The organism is Pinisolibacter sp. DMC100 (assembly GCF_056313705.1).
Genome location: NZ_JBQUZT010000001.1, coordinates 1,779,484 through 1,795,866 on the forward strand (window position 1 = coordinate 1,779,484; position 16,383 = coordinate 1,795,866).

General features: G+C 69.8%; 16 protein-coding genes. 7 read left to right on the forward strand and 9 right to left on the reverse strand.

Annotated elements, in window-relative coordinates; all coding sequences use genetic code 11:
- Window positions 1–64 precede the first annotated feature (64 nt).
- A complete protein-coding gene (locus ACT541_RS08225) occupies window positions 65–574 on the reverse strand; it encodes an EF-hand domain-containing protein (protein WP_476135777.1) in 510 nt (169 codons plus the stop codon).
- 489 nt (window positions 575–1,063) lie between these two features.
- Between ACT541_RS08225 and ACT541_RS08230 the strand changes: the two genes are divergently transcribed.
- Genes ACT541_RS08230 through ACT541_RS08240 form a run of 3 tightly spaced genes read left to right on the forward strand, consistent with a single transcriptional unit; the run spans window position 1,064 to window position 3,472 of the window.
- Window positions 1,064–1,309: an acyl carrier protein gene (locus tag ACT541_RS08230; RefSeq protein WP_476135779.1), complete on the forward strand. Its 246-nt coding sequence runs from the start codon at window positions 1,064–1,066 to the stop codon at window positions 1,307–1,309.
- A 4-nt stretch (window positions 1,310–1,313) separates the two neighbouring features.
- On the forward strand, window positions 1,314–2,504 hold the full coding sequence (locus ACT541_RS08235) for an acyl-CoA dehydrogenase family protein (RefSeq protein WP_476135781.1): 1,191 nt from the start codon (window positions 1,314–1,316) through the stop codon (window positions 2,502–2,504).
- A 5-nt stretch (window positions 2,505–2,509) separates the two neighbouring features.
- Complete coding sequence (locus ACT541_RS08240) at window positions 2,510–3,472, forward strand: amino acid--[acyl-carrier-protein] ligase (RefSeq protein ID WP_476135783.1); 963 nt, start codon at window positions 2,510–2,512, stop codon at window positions 3,470–3,472.
- A 47-nt stretch (window positions 3,473–3,519) separates the two neighbouring features.
- On the opposite strand, the gene ACT541_RS08245 is transcribed toward ACT541_RS08240, so the two are convergent.
- Window positions 3,520–3,657 carry a hypothetical protein gene (locus tag ACT541_RS08245; RefSeq protein ID WP_476135784.1) on the reverse strand — a complete coding sequence of 46 codons (138 nt, stop codon included), beginning with the start codon at window positions 3,655–3,657 and terminating at the stop codon, window positions 3,520–3,522.
- Between the two features lie 48 nt (window positions 3,658–3,705).
- On the opposite strand from ACT541_RS08245, the gene ACT541_RS08250 reads away from it, so the two are divergent.
- On the forward strand, window positions 3,706–4,692 hold the full coding sequence (locus ACT541_RS08250; protein WP_476135785.1) for a DUF1839 family protein: 987 nt from the start codon (window positions 3,706–3,708) through the stop codon (window positions 4,690–4,692).
- 82 nt (window positions 4,693–4,774) lie between these two features.
- Window positions 4,775–7,234: a glycosyl hydrolase 2 galactose-binding domain-containing protein gene (locus ACT541_RS08255; protein WP_476135787.1), complete on the forward strand. Its 2,460-nt coding sequence runs from the start codon at window positions 4,775–4,777 to the stop codon at window positions 7,232–7,234.
- 12 nt (window positions 7,235–7,246) lie between these two features.
- Here the strand turns inward: ACT541_RS08255 and ACT541_RS08260 are convergent, their stop codons facing one another.
- The 5 genes from ACT541_RS08260 to ACT541_RS08280 form a co-directional block, all read right to left on the reverse strand.
- Window positions 7,247–8,095, reverse strand: coding sequence for a DUF2336 domain-containing protein (locus tag ACT541_RS08260; RefSeq protein ID WP_476135789.1), 849 nt, complete (start codon window positions 8,093–8,095; stop codon window positions 7,247–7,249).
- A gap of 249 nt (window positions 8,096–8,344) precedes the next feature.
- Entirely contained in the window at window positions 8,345–9,076 is a 732-nt protein-coding gene (locus ACT541_RS08265; protein WP_476135790.1) for an ABC transporter ATP-binding protein, read from the reverse strand.
- Window positions 9,076–9,903, reverse strand: coding sequence for an ABC transporter permease (locus tag ACT541_RS08270; protein ID WP_476135791.1), 828 nt, complete (start codon window positions 9,901–9,903; stop codon window positions 9,076–9,078). Before ACT541_RS08270 ends, ACT541_RS08265 begins: the two co-directional genes overlap by 1 nt.
- Window positions 9,904–9,906: 3 nt before the next feature.
- Window positions 9,907–10,887 carry an ABC transporter substrate-binding protein gene (locus ACT541_RS08275; protein WP_476135793.1) on the reverse strand — a complete coding sequence of 327 codons (981 nt, stop codon included), beginning with the start codon at window positions 10,885–10,887 and terminating at the stop codon, window positions 9,907–9,909.
- The gene (locus ACT541_RS08280; RefSeq protein ID WP_476135794.1) at window positions 10,884–11,750 is read right to left on the reverse strand and encodes a xanthine dehydrogenase; all 867 of its coding nucleotides are present in this window, start codon (window positions 11,748–11,750) and stop codon (window positions 10,884–10,886) included. Before ACT541_RS08280 ends, ACT541_RS08275 begins: the two co-directional genes overlap by 4 nt.
- Before the next feature lie 246 nt (window positions 11,751–11,996).
- On the opposite strand from ACT541_RS08280, the gene ACT541_RS08285 reads away from it, so the two are divergent.
- Entirely contained in the window at window positions 11,997–12,647 is a 651-nt protein-coding gene (locus ACT541_RS08285) for a DUF2478 domain-containing protein (RefSeq protein WP_476135795.1), read from the forward strand.
- 84 nt (window positions 12,648–12,731) lie between these two features.
- On the opposite strand, the gene modA is transcribed toward ACT541_RS08285, so the two are convergent.
- Window positions 12,732–13,538: a molybdate ABC transporter substrate-binding protein gene (gene modA / locus ACT541_RS08290; RefSeq protein WP_476135797.1), complete on the reverse strand. Its 807-nt coding sequence runs from the start codon at window positions 13,536–13,538 to the stop codon at window positions 12,732–12,734.
- A gap of 265 nt (window positions 13,539–13,803) precedes the next feature.
- On the opposite strand from modA, the gene ACT541_RS08295 reads away from it, so the two are divergent.
- The gene (locus ACT541_RS08295; protein WP_476135799.1) at window positions 13,804–15,036 is read left to right on the forward strand and encodes a lytic murein transglycosylase; all 1,233 of its coding nucleotides are present in this window, start codon (window positions 13,804–13,806) and stop codon (window positions 15,034–15,036) included.
- A 219-nt stretch (window positions 15,037–15,255) separates the two neighbouring features.
- Here ACT541_RS08295 and ACT541_RS08300 read toward each other — a convergent pair whose 3' ends face one another.
- Window positions 15,256–16,380, reverse strand: coding sequence for an ABC transporter permease (locus ACT541_RS08300; RefSeq protein ID WP_476135800.1), 1,125 nt, complete (start codon window positions 16,378–16,380; stop codon window positions 15,256–15,258).
- Window positions 16,381–16,383: the final 3 nt, after the last annotated feature.

The window sequence follows — 16,383 nt, forward strand, 5'->3', positions numbered from 1 at the left end:
CCACCGGAAACGATGAAGGGCGGGAGCCGGGGGGACTCCCGCCCTTCGTCGTTCCGACGGGACCTCACGCGGCCGCGTCGAAGGTCGAAGCGGGCGGCGTCATGTTGCTCGCCGCCTGACCGTAGGACTGCATCAGCATCTGAGCGAGCATCTGCGTGTACTTCGACGTGTCGGTGTCGCTCGACGACGTGGTCGAGGACGTCTCGGTCGACGCCGTCGAAGTCGAGGACGAGGAGTCGGTCGACGACGTCGAGGACGTGGACGCCTGCTCACCATTCCGGCCCTCCGGCGGGGGCGGCGGCGGCGGGGCGTTGGCTTCCATGAAGCTCGACAGCTCGTCTTCCGAGACCGAGCCGTCGCCGTCTTCGTCGAGGCTCGCCATCAACTGCGAGACGAGGTCGCTCGACGAGGTGTCGTCGGTCGAGGAGGTCTCGTCGGTCGACGACGTCGAAGAGGAGGAATCCTCCTGCAACGACAACAGCGAACTGCGGGTCTGATCGTCGAGCCCGTCGACGAAGGACTGCAGTTCCGTGGACGAGAGCCCGCCGCTCTGATCGCTGTCGAGCGACGACATGATCGACGAGGCGGCATCGCTGGCGGAGGGGGGCGGGGGAGGTGGTTCCTGCATGGCCTGCGTGGAGCTCGACGAACCGGAGGTTCGACTGTTCCACGAGGTCTGCATGGAGGATGCGTTCAAGGAACCGATCATCGTCGGTGGCTCCTCATGCTCAGCCGGTCCGGGATGGTCCGGCTCGCCTCTCGCCCTACAAGGACCGTGCCCTGTTTCCTCTAGATGTCTCGCGCAAGTCTCGGTAAATTATCAGAAAATACTCGGAAACATACGGCGCCTTCACCGCTCTCGAGGCGTCCGGGCGACGTCGGGGAACGGCAAGATTTGCCGGGAAAAAACCACCGAAAGGCAAGATCTGCCGCGACCGCCGGTCGCGGATGAACCCGACGAGACGAATCGTTTCGTCAACTTGCGGGTAAGCATCTCGCTTCACTCTATCTTTCAGAATTCGTGTCAGGGTCCGGCCATCGGTCATTTCCAAAGGGGAGTGTCATGGCCATTCAGATTCGCGAGCTTCTCGGCAGTCACAAGATCATCCCGGTTCCGGTCGACAACGTCCCAGACGAGGCCGATCTCTACGATCTCGGGATGACGTCGTTTGCGTCGGTACAGCTGATGCTGGCCCTCGAAGAAGCCTTCGACATCGAATTCCCGGAACGCATGTTGAACCGCAAGACGTTCCAGTCGATCGCCTCGATCGACCGTTCCGTGTCCGAACTCGTTGCCGGAAGGGCTTGATCCCATGAACATCGCCATCGATCCCACGTCGCTGACCGAGTCCGCCCTGACGCGCATGGCGCGCGTCGCCGACGAAGTGGCCGCCAAGTACGCCGCCGACGTCGATGCCGTCGGTCGCTTCCCGAAGGAGACCTTCGAGGCTCTGAAGCGCGAGCGTCTGCTCGGCTGCTGGATCCCGAAGGAATACGGTGGCGAAGGCCTCTCCTTCACCGAGATCTGCGGCCTCGTCGCCCGTCTCGGCCAGGCCTGCGGCTCGTCCGCCATGGTCTACGGCATGCATCAGATCAAGATGTCGTCGCTGATCCAGCATTCGGTCGGGTCGGACTGGCACATCGAATTCATGCGCGAATGCGCCCGCGATCAGCTCCTGCTCGGCTCGGCGACGACCGAAGGCGGCATCGGCGGCGATCTGCGCAACTCGATCTGCGCGGTGGAAGTCAAGGACGGTCGCTACAGGCTGACCAAGCAGGCGACCTGCATCTCCTACGGCTGGGAGAGCGACGCGATCCTCGCCACCTGCCGCCGTCATCCCGACGCCGCCTCGTCGGATCAGGTGATGGTGGTGTGCCGCAAGGAAGACTACACCCTGCGCGAGACCGTCACCTGGGACACGATGGGCATGCGCGGCACCCGGTCGATCGGCTTCGAGCTGATCTCGGAAGGTGACGCGGCCCACATCTTCGTCCAGCCCTTCGGCGAGATCGCCGCCCAGTCCATGCTCGCCATGGCCCACATCATCTGGTGCGCCACCTGGTACGGCATCGCCGCCGACACCGTGGTCAAGGCCCAGGCCTTCGTGAAGGCCGAGGCCAAGAAGCGTCCGGGCGTCATCCCGCCGGGCGCCCTGCGCCTCGCCGAGGTCTCCGCGACGCTGCAGAAGATGAAGTCGCTGCTGACCGCCGGCATCGCCCACTACGAGGCCGCGCTGGTCGACGAGAACCTGATGAACAGCCTCATGTTCATCGCCGAACTCTGCACCATCAAGGTGTCGGCGTCGGAACTCGGCACCGAGATCGCCCAGCAGTCGCTGATGATCCTCGGCCTCAACGGCTATCGCAACGACAGCCCGTGGTCGATCTGCCGCAACTACCGCGATCTCCTCTCGGCCGCGATCATGATCAACAACGATCGCATCCTCGGCAACACCTCGAGCCTGCTCCTCATGAGCAAGATCGACACTTCGATCGGAGCGTGATCCGCATGAACGCCGTTCCCCCGAACTTCGAGGCGGTCGAGACCGCCGACGAGGCCGAGACCCCCTCGGCCAAGCCGTTCCTCGACACGCTGTTCGCGGACGGCGTCCTGATCCCCTCGGGCGTCGACGGCCTCTACGGCCGCTCCGGCGACTTCGAGGACGTGATCGACCGGTTCGAGGCGCTCGTCGAGCGCTTCTCCCGGGAAGACGGGGCGGTGAAGATCCACTTCCCCCCCGCCATGCCCCGCGTCAACATGGAGAAGTCCGGTTACCTGAAGAGCTTCCCGCAGCTCGCCGGTTCCGTGCACTCCTTCATGGGCAACGACATGGACCACTGCCGCCTGATCGCCGCGATCGCGGAAGGCGGCGACTGGTCGCAGTTCCAGCAGGCGACGGACCTCGTCCTCACCCCCGCCGCCTGCTACCCGCTCTACCCGGCGGTCGCCGCCAGGGGCGCGGTGCCGGATGCCGGTCTGCTCTTCGACCTGAAGAGCTACTGCTTCCGCCACGAGCCCTCCAAGGAACCGACCCGCATGCAGTTCTTCCGCATGCGCGAGAACGTCCGCATCGGCACCGCCGAGCAGGTTCAGGACTTCCGCGAGCGCTGGCTCGAGCGCGGTCCGAAGCTGATCGAGAGCCTGGGTCTGCCCTGTGAACTCGACGTCGCCAACGACCCGTTCTTCGGCCGCGGCGGCAAGCTGATGGCGCGCAACCAGCGCGACCAGCAGCTGAAGTTCGAGCTTCTCGTGCCGGTCAACGACGGCCTCGGTCCGACCGCCTGCCTGTCGTTCAACTACCACCAGGACCATTTCGGCACCCTGTGGAACCTCGTCCGCGAGGACGGCGAGAAGGCGCATTCGGCCTGCGTCGGCTTCGGCCTCGAGCGCATCACGCTGGCGCTGTTCAAGCACCACGGCAACGACGTCGCCAAGTGGCCGGCGTCGGTCCGCAAGGTGCTCTGGGGCTGAGGCTCCCGGACGGCGGGGGGCACGTCCCGCCGCATGCACCGCCCCCTTCACCCTGAGGTGCCCGGCGCGAGCCGGGCCTCGAAGGGCGAAGGGATGACGGGCGACGCCGTGGCGGCTTCGCCCTTCGAGGCTCGCGCGACGCGCGCGAGCACCTCAGGATGAAGCCGGTCGGGCGTCGTGCGCATCGCACCGCTCGCGGCACGTCACGCGTTTCGCCAGATCGAGGACATTCCATGCTCGCTCTCGACCCCGCGACCCATCGCTCCCATGCCCTCCACGGGCCCGATCGCCGTTGGCCGCAGACCAACTGCTGGACCGATCTGTGGATCGAGATCGTCGCCGCCCACGGCCACGATCCCCTCGCCATGCTCGGCTTCACCGTGACGCAGGACTACGAGGGCGATCAGGCGACCTTCTTCAAGGTGCCGACCGAGGACATGGAACGCCTCTACGGCTTCCGCCTGCTGGAGCTGTCGATCTTCGACCGGCTCGAGGCGCATGTGGTCGAACAGGCGAAGCGCGGCCGCATCGTCGTCGTCGAGGTCGACGGGCACTTCCTGCCCGACACGCTCGGCGTCTCCTATCGCACGACGCATCCCAAGACGACGATCGGCATCCACGCGATCGACCCGGAGGCCCGCCGCCTCGTCTATTTCCACAACGACGTCGTCTCCTCGCTCGAGGGCGAGGACTACGACGGCATCTTCGGCGCGAAGGACGCGGTCGTCGACCCGGCGAAGCTCTTCCCCTACGCCGAGTTCCTGAAGATCCCGGAGCGCGCCCCGCGCGTCGATCTCGTCACGGAAGCCGTGGCGCTGATGAAGCATCATCTCGCCCGCCGCCCGGCTTCGAACCCGCTCGCCGCCTGGGCCGCCGACTTCGACCGCCACGCGGCCGACCTCGCGACGCGGCCGCCGGAGTGGTTCCACACCTACGCCTTCAACCTGCCGCGCCAGTACGGCGCCAACTTCGAACTGTTGGCGAGCCATCTCGCCTGGCTGAAGGACCACGGCGAGACCGGTCTCGACCGCGCGATCGCCGCGGCCGAGGAGATCGCCGAGACGGCCAAGGTCTTCCAGTTCAAGCTCGCCCGCGCCATGGCGCGGAAGAAGTTCGAAGGCCTCTCCGAGATGATCGAGACCATGGCCGCGGCGTGGGATCGCATCATGACGGATCTCGACGCCAAGTACCTCGGGACGAGCGTCCGCGACGCGGCGTGAGGCTGCGGCGGCGCCTCACGCGCCGCCGCGCTCTGCGCTAGGCTCTGGCGACACGCACCCCCGAGTCGCCGGAGACCTGCCCGTGCCCTTCCGCCCCTTCGAGACCTCGACCCTCCTCGACACCGGCTGGAGCCTCGTCTCGACCGCGCCGGGCGCCGCTGCGACGCCGGCCGATCTCGCGGGCGATCTGGAAAGCGTCCCCGCGACTGCCCCCGGCACCGTCGCCGCGGCGCTCTCCGCGGCCGGCCGCTGGGACCTCGAAGCGCCGACGCCGCTCCACGACCGCGACCACTGGTACCGCACGCGGCTCGAGGCGACCGGCCACCGCATCCTGCGCTTCGACGGGCTCGCGACCATCGCCGAGGTCTTCCTCGACGGTGTCGAGATCCTGCGCTCGCGCTCGATGTTCGTCGCCCGCGAAGTGGCGATCGATTGCCGCCCGGGGATGGAACTGGTGATCGTCTTCCGCTCGCTCGCCGCCGCGCTCGAGACCGTGAAGCCCAAGCGCGCCCGCTGGCGTTCGACCCTGGTGCCCGATCAGCGGCTCCGGGCGATCCGCACCACGCTCCTCGGCCACATGCCGGGCTGGTGCCCGCCGGTCGACGCCGTCGGCCCCTTCCGGCCGATCCGCCTGATCGACCCGGCCGCCAATCCGATCGTCGACGTCGCCTTCGTCGCCGGTTTCGACGGCATGGACGGCCATCTCGACGTCACCATCACCCCGCGCGACCCCGCCGCCCGGCCGGACGGCATCGTCCGCTGCGCCGGCTGCGAGGCGCCGGTGGTGGCGAGCGGCGAGGGGACGTGGACGGCGCGGCTCAACCTCGCCGGCATCGCCCCCTGGTGGCCGGCGACCCACGGCGCACCGACCCTCCACGACGTCGCCCTCGTGCGCGATTGTCTGTCCACCCCGCTCGGCCGCGTCGGCTTCCGCCGCATCGAGCTCGATCGCGGCACCGACGGCCGCGGCTTCGGCCTGCGCGTCAACGGTGTCGACGTCTTCGCCCGCGGCGTCGTCTGGACCGAGGCCGACCTCGTCCACCTCCCCGCGACGCGCGAGGCCTTCGTCGCCGATCTGGAGCGGCTGGCGGCGGCCGGCCTCAACATGGTCCGCGTCGCCGGCATCGGCCTCTATGCGCCGCCGGATTTCCACGCGCTGTGCGACGAGCTCGGCATCATGATCTGGCAGGACCTGATGTTCGCCAATTTCGACTATCCAGCCGCCGATCCCGACTTCGTCGCACTGTGCGCGGCGGAGGCCGAGGAGGTCGCGGCGCGGCTGGCGCTGTCGCCCTCGACGGTCGTCGCCTGCGGCGGATCGGAAGTGACGCAGCAGGCCGCGATGATGGGCCTGCCGCCGTCGATGTGGGGCAACGCCCTCTTCGACGACGTTCTCCCCGAGATCCTCGCCCGCCGGCTGCCGACGCTGCCGCGGCTGCGCTCGACACCCGACGGCGGCCCCATGCCCTTCGTCGTCGACGAGGGCGTCGGCCACTGGTTCGGCGTCGGCGCCTATCGCCGCCCGCTCGACGACGCACGCCTCGCGAACGTCCGTTTCGCCGCCGAATGCCTCGCCTTCGCCCATGTGCCCGACGAGGTGTCGCTGGCGAAGGGGCTGCCCGTGTCGCCGGTCCATCACCCGAAGTGGAAGGAACGCGTGCCGCGTGATTCCGGTGCCGCCTGGGACTTCGAGGATACCCGCATCCACTACGAGATGGAGATCTTCCGCCTCGATCCGGCGTTGCGCCAGGAAGACCCGGCGCGCGCGCTGGCCGTCGGCCGGGCGACGACCGCCCATGTGGTCGAGGAGACGATCCGTACGCTGCGCCGCCCCGGCTCGCCGACCCGCGGCGCGCTGGTCTTCCTCCATCGCGACACCCGGATGGGCGCAGGCTGGGGCTTCGTCGATGCCGAGGGCGTGGCGAAGTCGAGCTTCCACGGCCTCGCCCGCGCTTCGGCGCCGATCGCGGTGATCCTGTCGGACGAGGGCGTCAACGGCCTCGTCGTCCACCTCGTCAACGAGACCGCCGAGCCGGTCGCCGGCCGCATCGAACTCGCGGCTCTCGCCGAAGGTCGCCGCCCGGCGGCGTCTGGCGCCCGCGACGTCGAGATCCCGGCGCGCGGTCACGTCTCGATCGCCGCGACCGATCTCTTCGGCGGCTTCTTCGACACCACGCGGGCCTATCGCTTCGGCCCCGCCGCCCACGACCTGACCCACGCCCGGCTCGTCGCCGCCGACGGCACGACGATGGCGGAAGCCTTCCATTGGCCGCTCGGCCGCAGCGCGGTCAAGCGCGCGGCGGGTCTCGTGGCGCGGCTCGAGGGTGATGCGGGCGATTGGCGGCTGGTGGTCGGAACGGCGGTGGCGGTCACCGCGGTGACGATCGTCGACGAGGCCTTCGTCGCGGTCGACGATCACTTCCATCTGGCGTCGGGCGAACGGACGATCGCGCTGCGGCTCCGGCCGAGTGCACCGGCCGATGCGACCCCGCACGGCGAGGTGCGCGCCCTCGATGCGCTCGAGGTCGCGCGCTACGGCTGACGGCGGCGGATCTCAGGCCGGCTTCTGACGCAGCACGAAGGGGCGCCGGCCGCGCGCCAGATCGCGGGCGATCAGCTGATCGATCCGGAGCCGCATGCGCTCGCCGACGCGGCGATGGAGGAAGCGGGCGATCTCCGGCGGCAGGTCGCCGCGGCGCGCCAGCGCGTCGTCCATCTCGGGCTGATGGGTGGCGATCGCCGAGAGCAGATCGAAGCCGCGCGTCGAGATCTTGGCGCCGATGTTGCCGGCGACCGTCAGCAGCACGCGCGAACGACCGCGATCGATCAGGAAGTCGGTCATCCCCATCGACAGCGGATTGCGCCAGGCGATGGCGACTTCCTCCGCCTCGCGTTCGTTGGCGGCGATGATCTCGACCAGCTCGTCGTCGGAGAGTTCCGCGGCCACCAGATGGCGCGCCTCGAGCCGGCGCTTGAGCAACGAGGAGACCTGCGGCGGCAGATCGGGACGGCGGGCGAGCGCCTTGCCCATCGCCGACTGGCGCACCGCGGTGTCGCACAGCGTCTCGAGGCTCGACTGCGACAGGCGGGCGGTCTGGTTGCCGGCGAGGGCGGCCAGCACGTCCGGACGGCCGCGGGCGACCAGCACGTCGGTGATCGATTCCGACACGTCGCGCCGGCGCGCGATGGCGCTCTGGACGCGGTCGTTGTCGCGCGTGGTGATGAGCTTGAGCAGGTCGACGTCGGAGAGCGGCGCATGTTCGATCACCGCCGAGGCGACGAGATGGTCGTCGTCGAGCATCCGCGCCACCACCGACGTCGGCACGTGCGGATGGCCGGAAACGTTGCGGGCAAAGGCGAAACGATCGAGCAACCCCACCTTGTCGAGAAGAACCAGGGCCAATTTGGAGAAAATCTGGGCCTCGGGGGAAGTCATTTCGCCGCTGTGCCGCATCAGTTCTTCGGCCAGTCGTTTGAGCAGTTCGGGATGCGGTCGTTGACCGCCCGTCCAATCCCGATAGAGCTCCCTCAGACGTCGCTCGCGCATGTTTCGTTTCCTCTCCTTCCGCGACGATAGGCGCCAGATGGTTGAGGAAAGCTTATTCGCCGGCTTGTCCGACACGGATCCGAAACAATGCGGATGTCGGTCCGCTCAACCGCATGCGGTGGCCGGGTGGCGCCACAGGCTCGCCAGCTCCGACCGTCGCGCCAGTTCGGCGACGCGGGACCAGATCTCCGCCGGCTGGTCGACGGGGCGATTGGCGATGTCGGCGGCGACCCGCCCCGGCGTACCCGAGAGCACGACGATGCGGTCGGCGAGCCGCACCGCCTCGCTCGGATCGTGGGTGACGAAGAGTGCCGCGACCCGCGTGCCGACGACGAGATCGCGCAGCATGCCCTGCAACGCCTGCCGCCGCGCCGGATCGAGCGCGGCGAAGGGTTCGTCGAGCAGGACGAGATCGGGCTCGATGGCGAAGGCGCGGGCGATCGCCACGCGCGCCTGCATGCCGCCGGAGAGCCTGGCCGGCCGCTTGGCGAGATCGCCTTCGCCGAGGCCGAGCCGCAGGAGCCAGTGCCGCGCCCGTTCGCGCGCCGCCGGACGCGCCAGCCCGTCGGCGGAGAGCGGCAGGGCGGCATTGTCGAGGGCACTCTCCCAGGGCAGCAGGCGCGGCTCCTGGAAGATCATGGCGGTGCGCCCGCCGTCGTTCGACACGCGGCCGCGGCCGGGCGCGATCAGGCCGGCGGCGAGCCGCAGCAGCGTCGTCTTGCCGACGCCCGAGGGCCCGAGCAGGGCGACGAGTTCGGCGCGGCCGACCGAAAGGTCGACGTCGGAGACGATGGCGCGGCCGTCCGCACCCCAGGAGACGCCGTCGAACGTCAGCATCACGCGACCTCCCGCATGGCGCCGATGCCGACGCAGCGCGCGCCGCCGACGGCCGTCTTGCCCGGTGCCGTCTCGCGGTGCCCGGCGATCCAGCGCCGGAGCGGCCCGAGCACCAGCGCGTCGGTGACGAGCAGGAAGACGACGACGAGGACGATCCAGGCCATCGCCTCGGCGAGGTCGAGATGCGCCCGCGCCGTGGCGAAGGCGCCGCCGACGCCCGATCCGTCGCCGAGCACTTCGGCCGTCAGCGCGACCTTCCACGAGATCGCGAAGGCGGTGGAGAGCGCCGGGGCGACATGGACGGCGAGTTCCGGCAGCACGATGCGCAGAAGCCGGGTGTGCCGCGGCAGACGGAAGACCGTCGCCATCTCGGCGAGGCCGGCGTCGCGTGTCCGCATCCCCTGCAGCGTCGCGGCGAAGACGATCGGCAGCGCGGTGATCGTCACCGTGAAGAGTGGCGCGGCGAGCCCGGTGCCGAACCACAGGAAGGCGAGCACGATCCAGGCGACCGGCGGCACGCCGAGGATGGCGGTGATCGGCGCGGCGAGCATGCCGCCGATCGGCCGCACCGCCCCGCCGGCGAGCCCCAGCACGAAGCCGAGCGCCGCGCCGAGGAGCGCGCCGCCGACCGCATGGACGAGCGTCGTCGCCAGCGCGACGAAGGCCTCGCCGGAGGCCGTGATCCGCGCGAGCGCCGCCCCGGTGTCGCCGAGCGAGGGCAGCACGAAGGGCCCCGATCGGGCATGGACGAAGGCCCAGCCGGCGGCGAGGGCCGCGAGCCCCAGCGTCGGCCAGACCGCACGGAGAAAGCCGCGGCGCTCGTTCATGGCTCAGAGATCCAGATAGTAGTCGTCGGGCGGCGGCTTGCCGCCGACCGCCTCGGGTTCGAGCTCCAGCAGCGCCGAATAGAAGGCGATCAGCTCGTCCTTCGCCGCCTTGGCCGAGACGAGGTCGATCTTCAGATGCGGGAACGACTTCTCGAAGATCGGCGCCTTCATCTGCATGGTGCGTTCGGCGAGTTTCGCCGCCGCCGGCGGATCGGCGAGGACACGGGCCTTGGCGGCGGGAAGCCCGGCGCGCAGGGCCGCGAGGATTTCCGGGCTCTCGTCGATCAGGCTCTGGTGGAGCGCGATGCCGGCCATCGGGATCCGCGCCTTGCCCTTGTGGCGACCCCAGACGTCGTTGAGGTCGAAGGCACGCCTGAGGCTCTTGCCCTGCGCCGCCGCCATGGCGATGGCGGCCGTCGCCGGCGGTTCGGAGAGGACGGCGGTGGTCGCCTGTCCCGCCGCCAGCATCTGCGCCGCCTCCATCGGCGTCTGGACGTAGGTCAGCACGAAGTCCTTGTCGGGGTTCATGCCCTCCATCTTGGCCAGCGCCCGGAAGGTGAGGTCGGGCATGTCGTGGCGGAAGAAGCCGAGGATCGGCTTGCCGGCGAGATCGGCGAAGCTGCGGATCGTCTCGTCCGAGGTGACGATCGACAGATGGCCCATGCCGAGGATGCAGAGGAACTTCAGCGGCATGCCGCGCGCCACGAGGTTCGCCGGCACGTGGCTCGGCGTGGTGAAGAGCCGCGAGCGGCCCGAGACGATGCCGGCGCGCAGGTCGTCGGTCGTCCGCCAGGTGCGGAACGACGCCCCCGGCGCGGCACCGGCGAGCCCGCCCGCCTCGATCAGATCGGCGAGCACCACCGACGAGCCGTTGGGCGCGAGCAGCACCTCGACGCCGGCGACCGGCGCGGCGAAGGCCCGCGGCGTCGCGGCGAGGGCGGCGGCGCCGAGGAGTAGGGAACGGCGATCGAGCAAGGCGGTCATCGGGGGCTCCTGTGGGAGAAGGGGGCGGCGAGGGAGAGGGTGCGGGCGCGGACGTCGACGTCGAGCGCCGCGGCGGCCCGCACCACGGCGCGGGCGATGGTGGCGCCGCGCGCGTCGATGCCGGACCACTGCGCCTGCCACCGGCCGCGCGGGTCGATCTCGATCAGTTTGGTCTCCGCCGGCACCTCGGTGTCGTCGCGCAGGAGGCCGCGCAGCACGCCGTCCATCGGCGCAGGAACCGGCTCCCGGCCGATCCGGCCGACGATCTGGCCGCGGAACACCCGGGTGCCGATCGCGAAGGCGGTGCGCCAGACGCCTGATTCCGCGGCGCGGACGAAACGCTCCTCGCCGTGGCCGCCGAGCAGGGGAGGAGACCCGTCCGGCGCTGCGGTCGTGCCTCGGGTCAGGAGGCAGCCGAGGCGATCCGGACGGGTCTCCACCGCCACGTCGCAGTCGACGCCGGCGGAAAAGCCCGGTCCGAGCCCGATCGTCGCCGCCGCGAAGGGGCGCAGATCCGGCGTGACGGCATATTTCTGCAGCCGCGCGTCGACGAGGAGATCGAAGCGGCCGAGCGGCATCAGGTCGACGAGACCCATGCGCGTCACCGCGACCGCTTCCGTCGACGCCGTCACCGCCAGCATCTCGATCAGGCTCTCGACGCCGATCGCCGATACGCCCTCGAGCGCCGGCCCTTCGCCCCACAGCGCGTCGTGGAAGGCCATGCCGCGCCGGAGCACCGGCGGCATCGGATCGTGCGACAGCACGACGCCCCAACCGGCATGGCCGAGATGGACGGCGATCGCCGAGGCGACCTCGTTGGTGCCGAGGAGCACCGCCAGCGGCGGGCGGGGGGAAAAGGGCATCGTCGGCACTCCGTCGGGCAGTCGCCCTCGATATATGTAATTGAATTACATCATGAGGCGCAAAGCAACCGCCGTACCAGCGGCTCCGGCCGCGGCTCATGGCCGCCGGAAGTGCGCCGACATGTCGAAAAATGGCGCAAAATCAGGCATGAAGGCGCGCTCTTTCGGCATCGATCGGCCGAAGAGGCGATTGTCGGAAAACCGACATCGTCGTATAGGTTAGGGTGATTGCGAACGGAGGCAGCCATGTCGATCGCCGATGCGGAAATCTCGATCGCCGGACGGAGCGCGGCATGGGGCGTCGCACGGCGCCCGTCCTCGCCCCCCTCCGTCGCCCGTCGCCTGCCGATCCATGCCGAATGCGACGTCGGTGCGCTGGTCTACGGCCCGGACGATGACCCGGACGCGCTGATGCGCGCCTTCGTCGACCGGCGGATCGACGAGGGTCGCGACGTCGTCGGCATTCTCCAGACCCGCCGTCCGTCGCCCGACGGTTCGCGCCGCGGTGCCGCGCTGCGTCTCGTCCACGACGCTCCGGTCGACGACGAGGTCACCGTGCCGCCGGCCCATGCCCGCGCCGTCGACGTCGTCGCCGATCTCGGCAGCCGGCTCGAGGCGGTGCTCGCCCGCCGGCCCGAACTGCTGGTGCTCAACCGCTTCGGCCGCGGCGAGATCGCCGGTGCGGGGCTCTGGCGGCTGATGGAACGGGCGGTCGCCCTGGAACTGCCGATGGTGACGGCGGTGCCGGAGACCCATTTCGGCGACTGGCTCGCCGCCGCCTCCGGTCTCGCCGTGCGCATCCGCCCGACCGCGTCGGGGCTCGAGCGCTGGTGGCACTCGTTGGAGACCTCCGCGGCGCCGCGTGCCCGCGAATCGGCCTGCAGCGCCTGGAAGTGATCGGGCCGAAAGGGGCCGGAGACGACGTCGCCCGCCCCGTGAGGGGCGGGCGATCGCGTTTTCGATGCGTGGTGAGGTGCTGCCTCACTTCACGACGGTGAAGCCCTGACCTTCGAAGATCTTGCGGGCTTCCGGGCCCTTCAGGAAGGCGAGATAGTCGGCGACGTCGGGGCTCTTGGCGTCCTTGGTCACGGCGACCGGATAGACGATCGGCGGGTGGCTGTCGGCCGGGAAGGTGCCGACGACGACGACCTTCGGTTCCGCCTTGGCGTCGGTCGCGTAGACGATGCCGTACTTGGCCTCACCGCGGGCGACGAGACCGAGGGCGGCGCGGACGTTCTCGGCGCCGGCGATCTTCGGCTCGACGTCCTTCCACAGACCGAGCTTCTCTAGCGAGGCCTTGGCATACTTGCCGACCGGCACCGAGGCGATGTCGCCGGTGGCGATCTTGCCGTCGCCGACCTTGGCGGCGAGCGGCGCGCCGGGGCCGATCTCGATCTTCTCCGGATTGGCGACCGGGGCGACCAGCACCAGCGCGTTGCCGAGCAGGTCGGAGCGGGTCTCGGTCTTGATCAGGCCCTTCTCGGCGACGTAGTTCATCCACGGGATGTCGGCCGAGATGAAGAGATCGGCCGGCGCGCCGGCTTCGATCTGCTTGGCCAGCGCCGAGGACGCGGCATAGGAGACGGTGACCGTCTTGCCCGACTTGGCCGTCCACAGCGCGTCGATCTCGTCGAGCGCGGTCTTCATCGAGGCGGCGGCGAAGACGGTCGGGCCGGCCGACTGGGCGGTCGCAGCGCCGACCGAGAGGCCGAGCGAGACGACGCCGACGGCCGCCAGCGCGAAGGCGCGACGCGTCAGGGCGGCGAAATCGGTGCGGAACGCGTGCATGTCGAGGGATCTCCTTGGGTAGGGGAAGCGGAACGTCGTGGCCGATGTCCGACATCGACCGGCTGCACGACCGCAATGCAATTCGAATGCCGAATGCTGGCATTCTGGACGGCAGAACGGCGATTTTCAACACGCAATATATATCTGAGGTATACGACGACGGCGTTGCAGAGCCGCAGCCGACGCGGGTATCGGGATTCCGTGCAGGGTGGCGTCGTGCTAGCCTCGCGCTCCGATCGACGTCGAACCGAGCCGGGATGGCGCCTTGAAGACCCTCATTCGTCTCCTCGCTCTCGGCGTCGCGCTCGCCGCCGGCCCCTCGGTCACGGCGCGTGCGGCCGATGCCGCCTTCGAGCGCTTCCTCGCCGAGATCCGCACCGAGGCGGAAGCCGCCGGCGTCTCGCGCGCCACCTTCGACCGCGAGACCCGCGGCCTCGAGCCCGACTACAAACTGCCCGACCTCGCCCTGCCGGGTCGCCCGGCGACGGGGGCGTCGAAGCAGCCGGAGTTCGTCAGCCTGCCGGCCGACTACGTGAAGGAGACGACGATCGCCGGATTGGCATCGACCGGCCGTCGCCTCGCCGCGACCCATGCCGACGCACTCGCCCGATTGGAAGAGCGCTTCGGCGTGCCGGGCAACGTCGTCCTGGCGATCTGGGGCCGTGAGACCAGCTACGGCCGCGCCGCCGACAGGCTCGACGCACTGCGGGTGGTGGCGACCCAGGCCTTCGTCGGTCGACGCAAGGCGCAGTTCCGCAACGAGTTCATCCTCGCGCTGAAGATCCTCGACGAGGGCGCGGTGAAGCGGTCGGAGTTCCGCTCGTCCTGGGCGGGCGCGACCGGCCTCACCCAGTTCCTGCCTTCGGAATATTATGGCCACGGCGCCGATCTCGACGGCGACGGGCGCGTCGACATCTGGCATTCGGTCCCCGACGCGCTCGCCTCCGCCGCCAAGCAGCTCGCCGACAAGGGCTGGCAGCCCGGCACCCCCTGGGCGATCGAGGTGCGCGCGCCGGCCGCGACCGACTGCACCCTCGGCGTCCCCGACAATCGCCGGCCGATCGGCGAGTGGGTCGACGCCGGCTTCGTGCCGACGCGCGGGCGGGCGCTCACCGCCGCCGAACGGGCGGAACCCGCCTCGCTGCTCCAGCCCGAGGGCGCGCGCGGCCCGGCGTTTCTCACGACGAAGAACTACTTCGTCATCAAGGAATACAATTTCTCCGATCTCTACGTGCTCTTCGTCGGCCATCTCGCCGACCGCATCGGCGGGGCCGAGCGCTTCGCCACGCCCTGGGCGGCGACGACGCGGCTCGAGACCGCCGGCGTCGAGACGGTGCAGCGCCATCTCGCCCGGCTCGGCTTCTATCGCGACAAGATCGACGGCAAGGCCGGCATGCTGACCCGTTCGGCGGTCGGCGCCTATCAGAAGGCGACCGGCGCCCCCGTCGACTGCTGGCCGAGCGAGAGCGTGGCGAGATCCCTCGCCGCGACGCCGTGAGGGGGTGGCGCTCACGGCGCATTCGGGCGTCGAGGTCCCGGCTTGCAGCCTCTGTTCGGCTTCACCCTGAGGTGCTCGGCGAAGCCGAGCCTCGAAGGGCGAAGCCTCGACGGGCCGTGCCACTCGGCCCTTCGCGCTTCGAGGCTCGCTGGCGCTCGCACCTCAGCATGAAGGGCCTCTGCGACAGGGACCTACCGGCCGGAGCCCGATGGCTTTTCCTCACCCCATCCGCGACAGCATCGTCTTGAAGCGCGCCGAGGCCCAGCCGAGGAAGAAGACGCCGAGCACCGCCATCACCGCGAGCTGCGGCCAGACGATGTCGAGCCCGGCGCCGCGATAGAGCAACGCCTGCGAGAACTGCACGTACCAGACCGACGGCGATGCGTGCATGCCCCATTGCAGCACCGCCGGCATGGATTCGAGGGGCGTCATGTTGCCGGAGAGCAGCAGCATGGTGGTGAAGACCGGGATCGCCATCAGCCCGAACTGCGGCATCGACGAGGCGACGGTGGCGATCAGGATGCCGAGCGAGGTGGTCGAGAACAGGTAGATCACCGTGCCGAGGGCGAAGAGCACCCGCGATCCGGCGATCGGCACGCCGAGCCACCAGCGCACGACGATCTCCATCGAGGCGAGCGTGGCTGCGAGGATCACCGCGCCGTTGGCGACGACCTTGGCGAGCGCGATCTCGACCGCGCCGATCGGCATCACCAGCAGATGCTCGATCGTGCCGTGCTCGCGTTCGCGGATCACCGCCGCGCCGACCAGGATGATCGACAGGATGGTGATCGAGTTCACCAGCTGCATGATGGCGTTGAACCAGCGCCCCTCGATGTTGGGATTGAAGCGCACCCGCGGCACCACCTCGATCGGCAGCGACGCTTCGATGCCGGCGGCGTTCGCCCAGGTCGCGACCTCCTCGGCGACGATGTTCTGGACGAGGATCGAGCCGTTGCCGGCCTGCACCATGGCGGTGGCGTCGACGGTCAGAGCGATCGACGGCGACCGGCCGGCGACCGTGTCCTTCTCGAAATCCGGTGGGAACTCGACGACGAAGCCCCAGCGCCCGAGATCGAGCCCGCGCGCCGCCTCGGCCGGACCGACGACGACCGGCGGCTTGAACCACGGCGGCCTGAGCGCGTCGACGATGCGGTGCGACAGCACCGAGCGGTCGGCGTCGACGATCGCCACCTGCGCGCCGACGACCTCGAGCTTGACGCCCGTCGCCACGGTGACGACCGCCACCGACAGCGCATAGACGATCAGCCCGAGCATCACCGGATCGTGCCGGAGGCTCGCCAGTTCCTTGAGCGAGAGACGCCACAGGTCGAGGAGGAAGCGCATGGT